The 14,705-nt window shown below is 63.7% G+C and carries 13 protein-coding genes; 5 read left to right on the top strand and 8 right to left on the bottom strand.

Features of this window, described 5'->3' with window-relative positions; genetic code table 11:
* Positions 1 to 211 precede the first annotated feature (211 nt).
* Positions 212 to 1,153, bottom strand: a complete 942-nt coding sequence (locus RI444_RS19130; protein WP_207605461.1) for an aminodeoxychorismate lyase — start codon at positions 1,151 to 1,153, stop codon at positions 212 to 214.
* A gap of 84 nt (positions 1,154 to 1,237) precedes the next feature.
* On the opposite strand from RI444_RS19130, the gene cls reads away from it, so the two are divergent.
* A complete protein-coding gene (gene cls, locus RI444_RS19125) occupies positions 1,238 to 2,710 on the top strand; it encodes a cardiolipin synthase (RefSeq protein WP_021474080.1) in 1,473 nt (490 codons plus the stop codon).
* Positions 2,711 to 2,762: 52 nt separating this feature from the next.
* Here cls and pabB read toward each other — a convergent pair whose 3' ends face one another.
* The 5 genes from pabB to RI444_RS19100 all read right to left on the bottom strand — a co-directional run bounded on the left by pabB (position 2,763) and on the right by RI444_RS19100 (position 9,028).
* A complete protein-coding gene (pabB, locus tag RI444_RS19120) occupies positions 2,763 to 4,874 on the bottom strand; it encodes an aminodeoxychorismate synthase component I (protein WP_207605462.1) in 2,112 nt (703 codons plus the stop codon).
* A complete protein-coding gene (locus tag RI444_RS19115; RefSeq protein WP_031217071.1) occupies positions 4,871 to 5,443 on the bottom strand; it encodes a low molecular weight protein-tyrosine-phosphatase in 573 nt (190 codons plus the stop codon). Before RI444_RS19115 ends, pabB begins: the two co-directional genes overlap by 4 nt.
* A 179-nt stretch (positions 5,444 to 5,622) precedes the next feature.
* The gene (locus tag RI444_RS19110; RefSeq protein ID WP_069696786.1) at positions 5,623 to 6,570 is read right to left on the bottom strand and encodes a ribokinase; all 948 of its coding nucleotides are present in this window, start codon (positions 6,568 to 6,570) and stop codon (positions 5,623 to 5,625) included.
* Positions 6,567 to 8,000 carry an MFS transporter gene (locus RI444_RS19105; protein ID WP_179011885.1) on the bottom strand — a complete coding sequence of 478 codons (1,434 nt, stop codon included), beginning with the start codon at positions 7,998 to 8,000 and terminating at the stop codon, positions 6,567 to 6,569. The genes RI444_RS19110 and RI444_RS19105 overlap by 4 nt, the downstream gene beginning before the upstream one ends.
* Positions 8,000 to 9,028: a nucleoside hydrolase gene (locus RI444_RS19100; protein ID WP_021474086.1), complete on the bottom strand. Its 1,029-nt coding sequence runs from the start codon at positions 9,026 to 9,028 to the stop codon at positions 8,000 to 8,002. Before RI444_RS19100 ends, RI444_RS19105 begins: the two co-directional genes overlap by 1 nt.
* A gap of 197 nt (positions 9,029 to 9,225) precedes the next feature.
* Here RI444_RS19100 and RI444_RS19095 point away from each other — a divergent pair, with 197 nt between their 5' ends.
* Positions 9,226 to 10,260 (top strand): LacI family DNA-binding transcriptional regulator, encoded by a 1,035-nt coding sequence (locus RI444_RS19095; RefSeq protein WP_021474087.1) that lies wholly within the window; start codon positions 9,226 to 9,228, stop codon positions 10,258 to 10,260.
* Positions 10,261 to 10,266: 6 nt separating this feature from the next.
* Here the strand turns inward: RI444_RS19095 and RI444_RS19090 are convergent, their stop codons facing one another.
* A complete protein-coding gene (locus RI444_RS19090) occupies positions 10,267 to 10,890 on the bottom strand; it encodes a LysE family transporter (RefSeq protein ID WP_021474088.1) in 624 nt (207 codons plus the stop codon).
* A gap of 49 nt (positions 10,891 to 10,939) precedes the next feature.
* Here RI444_RS19090 and RI444_RS19085 point away from each other — a divergent pair, with 49 nt between their 5' ends.
* From RI444_RS19085 to RI444_RS19075, 3 genes are all read left to right on the top strand, one after another.
* Positions 10,940 to 12,013: a DNA polymerase IV gene (locus tag RI444_RS19085; protein ID WP_242703202.1), complete on the top strand. Its 1,074-nt coding sequence runs from the start codon at positions 10,940 to 10,942 to the stop codon at positions 12,011 to 12,013.
* A 279-nt stretch (positions 12,014 to 12,292) separates the two neighbouring features.
* Positions 12,293 to 12,703, top strand: coding sequence for a hypothetical protein (locus RI444_RS19080; protein ID WP_128397105.1), 411 nt, complete (start codon positions 12,293 to 12,295; stop codon positions 12,701 to 12,703).
* A complete protein-coding gene (locus tag RI444_RS19075) occupies positions 12,703 to 13,317 on the top strand; it encodes a hypothetical protein (RefSeq protein ID WP_316963840.1) in 615 nt (204 codons plus the stop codon). Before RI444_RS19080 ends, RI444_RS19075 begins: the two co-directional genes overlap by 1 nt.
* Before the next feature lie 21 nt (positions 13,318 to 13,338).
* Here the strand turns inward: RI444_RS19075 and RI444_RS19070 are convergent, their stop codons facing one another.
* On the bottom strand, positions 13,339 to 14,628 hold the full coding sequence (locus tag RI444_RS19070) for an ISL3 family transposase (protein ID WP_071416326.1): 1,290 nt from the start codon (positions 14,626 to 14,628) through the stop codon (positions 13,339 to 13,341).
* Between the last annotated feature and the right edge of the window lie 77 nt (positions 14,629 to 14,705).

Here is a 14,705-nt window from a genome sequence, read left to right as displayed (position 1 = left end):
CACAGGACGAAGCCCCATTTCAAGGAGGCTAAGGAAGCCGATTGGACGCGAAGGAGCGCAAAGCCTGAGCTTAAGAGTTTCTAATCAGAGCGTCATCAGAGCGATTACTTCACTTGCTGTCTGTTAGGTTCCTTGCGGGCAGCTTCCGTGCAGGCGCCTGGACCCAGGGTGCACCCCCGCTGCACCCAAGGCGCACGTCCAGGACGTGTTCCTATTCGATGCCCGCGAAAAGCTGGTTCAACTCAGCGGTCAGCTGCTTGCGGACTGCGGGCGAGCCGATTTCCTGGCCATTGATGTGGTTGACGGGCGCGATCAAGCGAATGCTCGAAATCAACCAGACAGCATCAGCATCAAAGAGGTCCTGAGGCACCAGCGGACCGTAGCCGAGCTCCCAGCCCGCTGCCTTGGCCGCCGCAAAAAGGGCGCCTTGGGACGTGCCGGGCAGGATGCCGCTGTCCAGTTGGGGCGTGATCAGGCGCCGGACCGTCTTGACGGAACCTTCGCCGTCGTCCACCGTCTCCAGGTGGGCCAGCAGCACCGTGGAGGTAGGCCCTTCAAGGACGCGGCCGTCGGTGGACGTGAAGATGGCGTCGTCCGCCCCCTGCTTGTGCGCGTAACGCAGCGCGGCCATGTTCACGGCGTAGGACAGCGTCTTGGCGCCCAGCAGCAGCCAGGGCGCCCGTTCGCTGGCCTCGGTGTCGAAACCGCGGTCAAGAAGTACGACGTCGATGCCCGTCTCGCGCTGCCGGCGACTGCCCGCGGGTGAGGGCGAAGCCTGGACCCAGCACGTGGGCGTTGCGGCGCCTTCGACGCCGCGGGTCACCAGGAGCTTGACGACGACTTCGTCTTCCTCGGGCGTTGGAGCAGGGTAGTTCGTGCGGAATTGAGCGAGGGCGGTATCGATGGCGCTGCGCCAGGCATCCTGCCCCGGAATGGCCAGATCGAGTGCCGCTGCGGAACTGCCCAAGCGGTTCAGGTGCGCCTGTACCTTGCGAGGCCTGCCTTGGACGGCGAGCAGAGATTCAAAGACTCCGTCACCGCGTGTGGCACCCAGATCCGTGGCCATGAGCTGCGGCTGGCTGGAATCGGCCACCCTGCCGTTCGGGTAGGCAGGATCAAGGAAAACGAGGACCGTTGGCGCGGGAGAAGTCATGATCCCAGCTTAGTGGCGCCCGGCAACGCGCACGGCGGATAGGCTGTGGTCACCGTTAGTTCATGAACCGTGGGGGTTTGTCGAATGCTTTTCCCTTTTCCGCTGGGCCCTGAATGGACGTGGCTTTTGGGCGTTTGGGTCATTGCGGAAGTCATCATGCGCATTGTCCTCCTGGGCATCATTCCCGGTAATCGCCGCCCCACCACGGCCATGGCCTGGCTGCTGGCCGTCTTCCTGATTCCTTCCGTGGGCTTCGTCCTGTTCCTGCTGTTCGGCAACTTCAGGCTCTCCAAACGCCGGAGGGAACAGCAGGAAGCGGTCAACCACAGGGTCCGGTCCGTCACGTCCGATCTGTCCGACCCCACGAGCGAGTACTCCGGCCCGGAATGGGTCCGTTCGGCCGGCGAGCTTAACCACCGGCTGGGTTCCCTGCCCATGGTTGACGGAAACAAAGTGGAACTCATCCCGGGCTACGAAGAGTCCATCAAGGCCATGACAGAGGCCATCCGCGGGGCCAAGAGCTACATCAACGCCGAGTTCTACATCATGAGCAGCGACTACGTGACTGATGAACTGCTGACCGAACTGGAGAACGCCACGGAACGCGGCGTCACTGTCCGGTTGCTCTTTGACCACATTGGCACGCTCCGCATCAAGGGTTACCGGCGGTTGAAGCGCAGGCTCAAAGCGAGCAAGATCCAGTGGCGGCCCATGCTTCCCCTGCTACCCATCCACGGGCAGTGGCGTCGCCCCGATCTCCGTAACCACCGCAAGATCCTGGTGATCGACGGCTTGCTGGCTTTCACCGGTTCGCAGAACCTGATTGAGCCGTCCTACAACAACCCCAAGCATCGCAAGGTGGGTCGGAAATGGGTGGAGCTCATGGCCCGCCTCGAAGGTCCGATCGTTCCGACCCTCAACGTCGTCTTCGCCACCGACTGGCTCAGCGAGACCGACGAATCCCTTGAAGACCAGTTGCGCCTTCCGGAGCAGTCGAATCCAGGACGCGTCACGGCCCAGGTGGTGCCGAGCGGTCCGGGGTTCTCAACGGAGAACAACCTTCGCCTGTTCAACACGCTGATCTATTCGGCACAGCACCGGATCTCCATTTGCAGCCCGTACTTCGTCCCTGACGATTCACTGCTCTACGCCATCACCACTGCTGCCCAACGGGGAGTTGACGTGGAGTTGTTTGTCTCGGAAAAGGGCGATCAGTTCCTGGTCCACCACGCCCAACGGTCCTACTACGAAGCACTCCTGGGCGCGGGGGTCCGCATCTACCTGTACCGGGCTCCGTACGTCCTCCACGCCAAGCACTTCACGATCGACGACGAAGTGGCGGTGCTCGGTTCCAGCAACATGGACATGCGCTCCTTCTCCTTGAACATGGAGGTCTCGGTGATGCTCCTGGGCGCCGACACCGTGAACCTCATGCGGGCCGTGGAGTCCACGTATCGCGAGGTTTCCCGTGAGCTTACCCTCGAGGATTGGGTGCACAGACCCCCTCTTGCCAAGTATGTGGACAACGTGGCCCGGCTGACGGCCACCCTCCAGTAAAAGGGCCCCGAAACGGCTCAAACGAAGCAGCCAACGGAACGCCCACGGAGGCTCAGGACGGGAATGTCGCTCCAAGGGTCGACAGAACGCCGAAGGCCTTCGTGCGGATCTCGTCGTACTCGTCATCCGGCGTCGAGTCCGCAGTAACCGCCCCGCCGACCCCCAGGCTGAGCGTTCGTCCGCCGCCGCCGTCGGGGTTTATCACCAACGTGCGGATGACGACCGCCAGGTCCGTAGCGGCGTTCATCGAAAAGTAGCCGATGGCGCCGGAGTAGACGCCGCGCGGGCCTGCTTCCAAGCGGTCCAGGATGTCCATGGTGCTGATCTTCGGCGCCCCGGTCATGGAACCGGCCGGGAAGGCGGCAGCCACGGCCTCTGCCCGCGGTGCCCCGGGCCGCAGGTGGGCGTCCACGGTGCTGACCATTTGGTGGACGGTGGCGTAACTTTCGATCGCGCACAGCCTGCTCACCGTTACCGAGCCCGGCACCGCGAAGTGGCTGAGGTCGTTGCGGAGCAGGTCCACGATCATGATGTTCTCGGCGCGGTCTTTCAACGAGGTCTCAAGATCGTGCCGCAGCCGGATGTCCTCGGCGTCATCTGCCGAACGACGGCGCGTGCCCTTGATGGGTTCGGCCCGCATCCCGCCGTCGGAGGTGATCCGCAGGAAGCGTTCCGGAGACGTACTGGCAATCGCCAAGCCGCCGAACCGCAGGTAGCTCGCGAACGGGGCGGGGTTCCGGCGACGCAGGGCTTGGTAGCTTTGCCACGGGTCGAGTTCCCCCGCGGGGGCCTCGAGCGTGGTGGTGAGGCAGACCTCGTAGGAGTTTCCCTCGCTGATTTCGTGCTGCGCCTCGGTGATTTTGCGCTTGTAGTCGGTGGCCGAATCCCTGCAGGCGAACTCCGGGGAAGCGGCCGCAACGGCTTGCCCGGTGGTATCGATGGGGACACCCACGGCGCGGCGGCCGGAAACCGGGAGGCCGGAAACCGGGCGGACCGTTGCCGGGTGCACGGCAGGGTGTGCGTCAGCTGCCCCCACGGCGGCGCGGGCAACGCTGAACCATTCGTCGGCGTCGGGCGCTTCCAAAGCGAGCAGCCAGACGGCGTGCTCGCGGTGGTCCAGAACCAGCGCCCGCCCGGCGAAGACCAGCGCCGCGTCCGGGGTAGCGGAGCTGACGTCGTTGCCGCCGGTTTCCCGCTTGAGCTCGTAACCGAGGTACCCCAGCCAGCCCAGCGTGAACTGGCCGTCGTATCCCTCGGGAGAGCGCACTGCCCGGCGGCCCCACACCGAGTCCAGCCAGCGGAAGAAGGGGCCGGAGCTGCGCACGGTGGCCGAGCCGGTCGTCACCCACGTAGTCCCGGAAGAGTGGCGGACAGACTGGCCGAACGTCCCGCCGTCGTCGGCCATGATGCTGAACCGGCTGCGGGCGGCGGCCTGGGTTCCGCCGGTGATGGCGGTGTCGGCGTTGGAAGAATCGAGCCACACGGCATTCGTTGACGATCCGTAAACGTCCTGGAAGAGGGCTTCGGCGTCGGGCGCCGCGTCGATCCGTTCCGCCCGAAGCTGCAGGCCGCGTCGCGCGCTCAGCTCGGGCGAGAGCACGGCGGCCAGCGGTGCAAGGTACGTCATGGCCTGCAGCACGTGCGCGGGGGCGCTGCCGTCGGCGGGATTCTGCACGCGGATGTCCGCCGCTTCCGTCACAGGGTCGACGGCCAGCCACTCTTCTTCCTGCTGCGCCCAGGCGTCCCAGTACGGCTCGTAGCTCCCGCCGTCGCGCGCAAGGGCCCGACGACGGCGGTCCTCACCTGATGCTTCCACCCAGACGACGGCGTCGAGCATGCCGCGGGCGGCTTGGGCTGCCGCGCCGACGCCTTCAACAATAACGATTTCCGCGGGGAGCGTGACCTGGGTACGACCGTCGTAGTGCTTTTCCCAGTCCCAGCTGATCCATTCCGCGGGTTTGCCGTCGCGCAGCGGAGCAAGCACCGTTGCCACATAGCGCTCAATGCCGCTTGCCAGCCCGTTCCAGCCGGGGTAGATGTCTTCCAGATGGAACAGGGAAACTTTGTGGTGCTCCCGAAGGCGGGCGGCCAGTTCAACGGCGAGGGTGGTCTTGCCTGCGCCTGACCTCCCGTCGACAGCAATAATCACGGGGGCAGGGGTCATGACATAGAGGTTACCTGCTGGTGGTCCTCTGACCCGTCCAGCCGACCTGCTCCTTCGCGTTCGGCGATAGCCGCCTTGACGTGCTGCACGATTCCCGGGACCGCTGCCCTGATGAGGATCCACGTGTTGTCGAAGTCCGTATGGCCGCCGTACCAAGGGTCCTCGATGCCTTGGTCGAGGGAGCTGCGGCCGGCCATTGCGGGGTCGAAGCTGCGGAGCATGCGGACCCTGCCCAGTGCTTCCTTGTCCGGAGCGCCTTCCTGGAGCCAGCCGAAGTGGTCGACGTCCAGTGCCAGGATAAGGTCCCTCTCAATGAACCATTCGCGCCGCCATTCCCGTGCGATGTGGTCCTCCGACGCGATGTGCTGGGCCATCAGGACACGGGCCGCGCGGGGATCGATGGGGTGTCCCACCTCGTATCCCGTCGTCCCTGCGGAGTCCACCTCAACGAGGTGGCCGAGCCCTTCCGCTTTGAAGGCTTCGGTGAGCATGAGGGCTGCCATGGGCGAGCGGCAGATGTTCCCGGTGCAGACCGTAATGACGCGGTATGGGCTCGACGTTGAGTACATGGTGCAAGCATGATTCATGTCGCCCCGACTTGGCTAGTGGATTACTCGAATCACGTGTCACTTTCTGTGTCGAATTTGTCATATCCGGTGACAGGAGCTCGAAAATGCTCGGCCCGGCCTAACCCATGTAGGTCGCATTTGTGCGCGTTTTGAGGGCTCTAAACGCGCACAAATGCGACCTAGTTGGGAAATGGCTGGGCGGCTTGTACCTGCTCGAGGGTGGGGTACGCAGCTTGCGTGCCCTTCTTTGTCGCAGCCAGCGCAGCTGCCACCGAGGCAAACGACGCAGCCGCCACCAACGAATCGCCGGCGGCCAGACGCGCAGCCACGGCACCCGTGAAGGCGTCCCCGGCGCCGGTCGTATCCACGGCCGAGACCTGCGTTGGAGCAATGCGGGTCAGCTGCCCGCCCAGGGCCAGCGAATCCAGCACCACAGAACCCTGCGCGCCCAGGGTCACGAGCACCCGCTGCAGGCCCCGGTCCGCAAAGCGGCTCCGCACGGGCTCCCAGGCTTCCACTGCAGCGTCCGGATCCGGGATGCCGGCCTCCGAGCCCAGGAACAGTGCGGCCTCGTGGGCGTTCACCAGCAGGACGTCCGCCAATCCGGCCAACAACTCAGGCACCTCAGCGTAAGGCGACAGGTTCAGCAGTACCGCTGCTCCGGCGTCGTGCCCGGCTTGTGCGGCGGCTACCACGGTGTCGATGCCCACCTCCAGGCAGAGGCAGACGACGGCGGCGTCGCGGAACGCGTCGAAGTCCACGTCCGCGGGGGCGAGGGTGCCGTTGGCGCCAGCGGAGATGATGATGCTGTTCTCGCCGCGCGCGTCCACGGAGATCACCGCCACGCCGGTGGCCGTGTCGCAGCGCCGGACGCGGGAGACATCCACGCCGGCACCCGCGGTGGACTCGAGGAGCATCGTCCCGTTGGCGTCGTCGCCGACGGCACCGATCAGCGTCACATTCCCGCCGAGCTTGCTGGCCGCGACGGCCTGGTTGGCGCTCTTGCCGCCGGGATTCACCGCGAAGCCGTTGCCATGCACGGTCTCTCCCGGCTGGGGGAGGCGCTCGGTGTAGATGGTGAGGTCCGCATTGAGCGAACCCACGACGACGATCCCGGACCTGCTCATGCTGCTACCTCTTCGTGTTCGGCTACTTCGGCGTCGACGGGCTTGGGGATCAGCAGCGATGCGGCGAACGCGGCGAAGGTGATGGCAAAACCAACGACGACGACGGTCAGGTAGGACCCCTTCGCGTCACCCAGCGCTGAGGTAGCCACCAGGACTGCGGGAAGGACCAGGAAGCTGAGTCCGGCGCCGAGGTTGAAGGCCCCGGCGTTCATGCCCGGAAGGAAGCCCGGGTTGCCTTGCGGGGAGAGCACCACGCCCAGTCCGTTCAGCATGATGTTGACCGTACCGGCGTACATGATGCCCAGCAAGGCCGTGCCGACGATCATCATGGGCAGGTTGTTGAGGCCGAACAGGGCGATGATTGCCAAGGCCACGAGGCTGCCGACGAGGCCGATGCGAAGCACCTTTGTGTAGCCCAGGACCGGAGCCAGCCGGCCGCTGATTGGCCCGAAAAGCCAACCGAGCAGGGCGTACGGGGTAAGGATGATGAGCGACATCTCGGTGGGTCCCACGCCGAAACCGGGGTCGGCGGCCTGGACGTACGCCGGGACGATTCCGTTGATCACCGCGAAGATACCGGTCATGGTGAGCGTCGTGGTCAGCAGGGGAGCCCACGTGGAGCGCTGCCGCAGGTGCACGGTTTCCACCATCGGCTGCTTGGCGCGCTTCTCCACGGTCCAGAAGGCGAAGAACGCGACGGCGGCGACCACGGTCAGCACGACGGCGAAGGTAAGGGTTCCGGCGTCGAAGGCGGTGGCGAGTTTGGCGCCCTCGTTCAGCGCGGTCAGCAGGGCACCGACGGCGATGACGATGAAGAACACGCCGAGCCAGTCCATGGTGGTGCCGGCGGCGGGCTTGCTCTCATTGGCCAGGACGGCAATCAGGAAAGTCGCCACGATGGCCAGGGCCACCATGAGCCAGAAGATGCTGCGGAATCCGAAGTTCTCCGCGAAGTAGCCGCCTACGAACGAGTCAACGCCCGCAACGCCACCGTTGACCGCGGTGATGAGGCCCATGAGTGCGCCGTACTTGCGGTTGTTGCTCACGGCCGAGCGAAGCATGATGAGGCACAGCGGAACGGTCGGGCCGCTGACGCCTTGGATGATGCGGCCAACGAACAGCCAGGTGACATCCGGGGCCAAGGCCGCAATGACCGAGCCCACGGCCATGAGGAGCATCATGCCGAGGAGGATCTTCTTGCGGCCCACGATGTCGCTGAGGCGGGGCAGGAACAAGGAGAAGAGGGCTGCAGCCGTGAAGAACCAGGTCTGCGACAGGCCGATGGTTGCCTGGTCGGTCTGAAGTTCGTTGCCCATGGTCACCAGCGCCGGGCTGAGCATGGACGCGTTGAGCTGGAAGGCCACGCAGGCTGCGAGCAGGGCAACCATGAGGGCTGTGACGTTGTTGCGGGTGGCGGTTGGGGTGGTCATCACTTTGCCTCTCCAGCCAGCACGGCCTCGGCAGTTTCGGCGACCAGCGCATCTGCGGAAGCGCCGCCGTCGTGCGTTGGTTCGCCAATCCGTTCAATCGCATCGATGACCAAATCCCAGAACTTGCCGTGGTCCAGGTCAACGGCAACGGATGTGTGGCAGTCCTCCGGAGCGGGCGCGCGGAAGTCGGCCACCGTCATCCCGAGCGTGAGCTTGCCCTGCAGTTCGATGTCTACGGGAACCTTGCGGGTGGTCATGACGGTGGGGTCGATGACGTAGGCAACGGCGCAGGGATCGTGCACCGGCGGGAAGTCGAAGCCTTGGGCATCCTTGTAGGTCTTCTTGAAGAATTCCATGAGCTCCAGGACGAACGTGGCAGGCTTGGTGCCGATCCTGGCGATCCGCTGGACGACCTCATCGGTAGCCAACGCCTGGTGCGTCAGGTCGAGGCCCACCATGACCACCGGCCATTTCTCGTTGAACACGATGTGTGCCGCTTCGGGGTCGATGATGATGTTGAATTCCGCCACTGCGCTCCAGTTGCCCACGTGGTAGCCGCCGCCCATCAGGACCACTTCCTTGACGCGCTCCACGATGCGCGGTTCCTTGCGGGCGGCCATGGCGATGTTGGTCAAACCAGCGGTGGGGACCAGCGTTACCGTTCCGGGCTCGTGCGCCATGACGGTTTCGATGATGAGGTCGACGGCGTGGCGCGGGTCCAGCTCGATCGCGGACTCGGGCTGTTCCGGGCCGTCCATGCCGGTTTCGCCGTGGATGCTCGGTGCGGTTTCGATGGTGCGGACCAAGGGGCGGTCGCATCCTGCGGCGAACGGGACGCCGGTGATGCCTGCGATCGTGGCAACCGAAAGTGCGTTCCGCGTGACTTTCTCGAGTGTCTGGTTGCCTACCACCGTGGTGACGGCCAGCAGCTCGATGTCCGGGTTGCCGTGAGCCAGCAGCAATGCCACTGCATCGTCATGTCCGGGGTCGCAGTCAAGAATGATCTTTTTGCGGGCTGTTATTTCCACGTCTCTCTCCACGTCATTGGGGCCTGTCCGTTGACCATGCCCCGTGACGGGGCGGCGCAGTGCCGGACAGGGTGCTCGGCATTCACGGGAATCATGGCACTCATTGAGGGTTTACGTCAAACGCTTAACGTTTGGAGCGTCAAGCGCTTGATGCCATACGGGACAAGAATTGCCCGGATCACGGCTAGGATCGATGCATGGACAGCCACCAACAGACCCGCACGCGCGCGCCCCGCGTTACGGCTGCGATGGTGGCGGCCAAGGCAGGGGTTTCGACGGCGACCGTCTCCCTGGTTGCCAACGGCAAGACCCAAGGGCGGGTCTCCGAGGAGAACATTTCCAGGGTCCGGACTGCGATCGCTGAGCTCGGTTACGTGGTGGACAGCATCGGCAGCTCCTTGGCACGCGGTGTCAGTTCGATCGTCATCCTCGTGACGCCGGACGTGTCCAACCCCTTCTTCGCCAACGTGATTGCCGGCGTCCGCGAATCGTTGGGTGCCCAATACCAGCTGCTGCTCTCCGTGACCGACGCCGGGGAGTCACCCCAGGCTGACGACGTCCGTAAGCTGCTGGCCCTCCGACCCGCCGGACTGCTGGTCGGCGCTCCCAGCGCCGAGTTCCTGGAAGACCTTTCCGCCGGCGGTCCGCTGGTCCTGCTCGACGCCCCCGGGCTGGATTCCTGGGCGCCGTCAGTCAACCTGGATGTTGCCCAAGGCGCCCGCGAACTGGCGCGCCACCTCGCGTCATCCGGGCACACCCGGGCCGCCTACGTGGACGGCATCACGGGGACGGAGACGTTCAAACTGCGCCGTGAAGCGTTTCTCGAGGAAGCTTCCCGCTGCGGGCTCACTGTCTCCGCGGACCACGTCATCAGCACGTCCATCGACGTCGGCGAGGCCGCCGCTGCTTTCGCCGAAGCCTGGCCTTCCTGGCGGCGCGAAGGAGTTACCGCCGTCGTATGCGGCACCGACACCCACGCCTATGGCGTGCTGCAGGAGGCCCGTGTGGAAGGTATCCGGATCCCGGAGGAAGTGGCCGTGGCCGGCTTCGATGACCTCCCGTATTCCGCCACAAGCAACCCGTCGCTCACCAGCGTGCACCTGCCCGCGACGGAACTGGGGCGGAAAGCGGGCGAGCAGTTGCGGGCGCTGATGGAGGGGCTGGCCCTGACGGAAGCGCACGTGACGTTGGAGAGTTCGCTGGTGGTCAGGGGATCCACTGTTCCCGCGTAGCCGGAGTTAGTGGATCACTGCCAGCAGGACGCCAACCAGGACGAAGAGGCAGCCGAAGACGCGGTTCAGGATCTTCTGCCCGTGGGCGTTATGGGTAAAGCGCTGGAATGACCTGGCGGCGAGGGCAAAGAAGAACCACATGACCATGATGTCGATGACGATCACCGTGGCCGTCAGCACGACGTATTGCTGGAGCAGGGGCTCACTCGGCCGGATGAACTGCGGCATGAAAGCCAGGAAGAACACGATCGCCTTGGGGTTGAGCAGGTTCACCCAGATGCCGCGCTGGAACATGGAGAGCGCGGGTTCGTTCTTCTTCTCCTCGACGGATTCCTTGTCCAGGTCCGGCTTGTGAAGGAACTGCCGGATTCCCAAATAGACGAGGTAGGCCGCCCCCGCGTAGCGGATGATGTTGAAGATCAGCGGCGAATTGGACACCAGGACGCCAACGCCCAGCGCCACGATCACAATGTGGATGACCAGTGCCACTTGCTGGCCGAGGATGCCCCAAATGGAGCGTCGGAAGCCCGAGTTGAGCGAGTTGCTCATGGTGAAGATTGCCCCGGCGCCGGGAGTGAAACTGATCAGGGTGCCGGCACCAACCAAGGCCAGCCAAAGGGAAAAATGCACCAGATCAGCTTATGGTGCTTTGGCCGGGCGAGTGAGGCAGACTAATGCCGTGACCGGAATCCCGTGGGTCCTGCACGTCGATCTCGACCAGTTCATAGCAGCGGTCGAGATACTTCGACGGCCCGAACTCGCCGGGAAGCCCCTTATTGTGGGAGGTCGCGGGGATCCGGGCGAGCGGGCTGTGGTGTCCACGGCGTCCTACGAGGCCAGGAAGTTCGGGGTAGGTTCGGGCATGCCGCTGCGCATCGCCGCCCGGAAAGTGCCCGACGCGATCATCCTCCCTGTTGACCAGGAGGCATACCTCGCCGCCTCAGAGGTTGTGATGGCCACCCTCCGGGATCAGCCCGGCGCCACGGTGCAGGTGCTGGGCTGGGATGAGGCCTTCGTCGGGGTGACCACCGAGGACCCTGACGGCTACGCCAGGCAGATCCAGCAGGAGGTCCTCAAGAACACCCGGTTGCACTGCAGTGTGGGCATCGGCGATACCTTGGTCCGCGCGAAGAATGCCACGGACTTCGGTAAACCGGCTGGCATCTTTCGCTTGACGGAGCAGAATTGGCTCGAGGTCATGGGGGATCGGCCCACGCGGGATTTATGGGGAATTGGACCCAAGATTTCCAAGAGGCTCGCGGATCATGGCATTAACACCGTTAATGAACTGGCCGCTGTGGACCCGTCCAGCCTCGTGGAAGAATTCGGTCCGAAAATGGGCCCTTGGTACGCACAACTCGGCAGGGGTGAAGGTTCCAGCGAAGTTGACGATACCCCTTGGGTTGCCCGGGCGCACGGCCGGGAAACCACGTTCCAGCAGGACCTGACCGAGCCCGCTCAAATCAGCGACGCCATCAAGGAACTTGCCGCCAGGGTTTTGGAAGACGTCGCAGCTGAGGGCCGGCCTGTGGTCGGGCTGACGCTCAAGGTCCGCTACAAACCGTTCTTCACCAAGACCTATGCACGGAAAATCCCCGAAACCTTCGACCGCGCCGAGGTCCTCGCCCAGGCCCTGGACCTGACCTCCAAGATGGAACCCGACCGGCCTATCCGCCTGCTGGGGTTGCGCGCCGAAATGGCCATGCCGGACGACGCCCGGAAGGGCCACACGCCAACCCGCAGCGGCTGGTGAAGCCGGCGACGCTAAAGCACGACGCCGGCCTGCCGCCTACCAGCGCGGGTGTCATTCTCCAATAGCCTGAAGTCTGCCTCCAGAGCCATTAGCCATCAGCTCGGGATTAAACTCGACATATTTCGCGTCATGAACCGAAGGTTTGTGTTTCGAGGTCGTTCTCGCTTTGCCCGCGCGTGGTCGAAAGAATTAATCGTGGAAATTCAGCGAGATCGTTGATAACTTCCTTCATCAGTACTAGTCTCAGAACGGGGTTCCCACCATAACGATGGAGGGAAAATGAAAACTTCAACGTCAAAGCTGAAACCTTTCGCACTGCCTATAGTGGCGTGCTGCCTGAGTGTTTTACTAATGTTTCTGGCGCCAGCAGCGGACGCCTCATGGAATTATCGTTACTTCGATGGCGAAAGCTTTGCGAACAGTCTCTGGCGAAGTGCAACCGGCACTGACTCGGGTGGTCGTGTCTACACGGGCATGGGCGCGGCGGGGTACGGCTTTAGTAACTATCAGTACACGGCAAGCTACGACGGCGCTACGGGTTATTGGATCTCTTCTGCATCTGGCGATACGGGTAGTTGGACAAATAATTGGTCAACATTGCACTACAGCGCCTTTCAAGAGTGCTGGTGGAATTCAAACTACTCTAATCCAGGACAGCCTGCGATGACATGTGAGCAATTCCGTGATTGATGGCAAAGAAGACTTCTAAGGAGAAAACCATGAAAAGATTTTCCAAGGTGCTTTCACTAGCTTGCGTCCCGGTGGCAGGCCTGGCCATAGGCGCGTCACCAGCTATGGCTCAACAGATCACCTCTCTGGATACACCGGTGCTGGTCCCCGCGCTGGCTTTCCCTCAGGGTTTGCAGGACAAGGAAATCGCAAGGTCTATACCGGGGCAGGCTGCCGTCGACCCCGCCAGTCTTCGTCTTCTCGGAGAGGACACAAATGGCAAATATTCCGTTGCACAAGCAGAGGGCGGAACGCAGATATGCATCATCGTTCAACTGCGCGGTGTTGGCTCTGTAGGGGGATCTTCGTGCACAACGAAAGAGCAGTTCGCCCTTTCAGGCGTAAGAGTGGGCGTTCAGGAGAACGGAGGGCGGGCTGTCGTCACGCATCTCCTGCCCGCGGATGTGGATGCAACTCCCATTAAAGCCAACTCGAATTTGACCGGGAAGTTTGTAAGCAATCTCGTGGTTCAACCGAATGCTTCCCCCGGGTCAGGACAAGTTGAACTTGACCGTCTAAAAAGCAGCGCCAAGTTCAATTATTCCGCTTTGCCGGCTCTTCACGGTTCGTGGTGAACGTTCTGCCGTGAGGGATGTTCATGCCGCTGTTCTGGCGGCACTGCGCAACAGGATACGGGTTTTGTAGTTGCGTGCGTTGGTGAATCCCCGACCCGTCCTCTTTATGTGTTTTATCGCGGTGTTGTTGGCTTCCACTTTCGCGGTTGTCGCACCGGTGACAATGAGGACTTCGATCTCTTTCCACCACCGGCAGATTGTGCGCCACAGCCGGTTCGTCTCCGGCTGCGCGGCTCGCTCGACCAGGACCTGCAGCCGGTCCTTCGCGGCGGCAGCGTCGGCAAGAGAGCCGGTAGTCAGCAGGGCCCGGAGCTGTTCCTTGACCAGCCACGCGGCCTGCAGCTTCCCGGTGACATCGTCGGTCGCGAACACGTTGCTGAGCCTGTCCCGGGCCCGATCCGAGAGCGTGTCCCCGGCGCGCAGGAGCAGTCGCCGGTTGGCCCAGACCGGATCGATGGAGCGCCCCCGCCGACCATGGGTCTGCTGGGTGAGTCGTTGCCGGACTTCGGTGAGCATGTCGTTGCCGAGCTTGACCAGGTGGAACGCGTCGACTGAGACAGCGGTGCGTGGAAGCCACATCCGCAGGGCCTTGCGGAACGCCGCCGAGGGGTCGATGGCAACGACCTGCACGCCCAGCCGCCACTGAAGCGGGCGGGCGAACAGCCAGTCTCCTACCCCCTCGCTGTCGCGGCCGTCAACGATCCCGAGGACTTGTCCGGTGTCGAGATCGACGATGGTGGTCATCCAGGGTTCGTAGCGTTTCCAGGCCTTCGTGGCAGGGTCGCGGAAGAACCGCACGGACCGGTAGCGGTGTTCATCGATGCCGAGCATCCGCGGTGCCAGGGCATCGACATCGGGCAGCGTCAGCGCCGCGGAATCCAGTGCCCGCTGGACAAGCCACCACGAGACACCGAATGAAGAGGCAGCCTCGGCGGCGGCCCTCCCGGAACCGATCACGGCGGCCACCAGGGCCTCACGGAGCCGGCGGGTGGACCGTGCCCGGCGCGGTACCTCGGCTGTCTCCTCGGTGAATGTCCGGCGGGGGCACAGGTACTCATCGCAGAAGAACCTCCGCTTGGCCCAGACCACTTCGACCGGGCCGGCGACAGGGATGTCACGCAGGCGTTGTGACCGGCGTGAATGCACGCGGGTGCTGATCACGCCGCAGGACGGGCAGCCGGCCTCGGCGGTGGCCACGACGCGGATCCGTCGCTGCCCGAAGGCGAGGACCTCGGTGCCGGTGACCCGGTAGTCGGGCAGGTTGAAAATGGCGGTGGCAGCATCGGGGCGCGGCGAAGTAGGCTCGTTCAAGGCTCGTAGCTCCTGACTCTTGATGAATGCGTAGAGAACATCCATCACAGCAGGGCTACGAGCCCTTCAGATTTCAA

This window comes from Paenarthrobacter sp. AT5 (assembly GCF_032764245.1).
GTDB lineage: Bacteria > Actinomycetota > Actinomycetes > Actinomycetales > Micrococcaceae > Arthrobacter > Arthrobacter ureafaciens.
The sequence above is the reverse complement of the archived record's forward strand: the minus strand, read 5'-3'. Positions and strand labels throughout refer to the sequence as shown.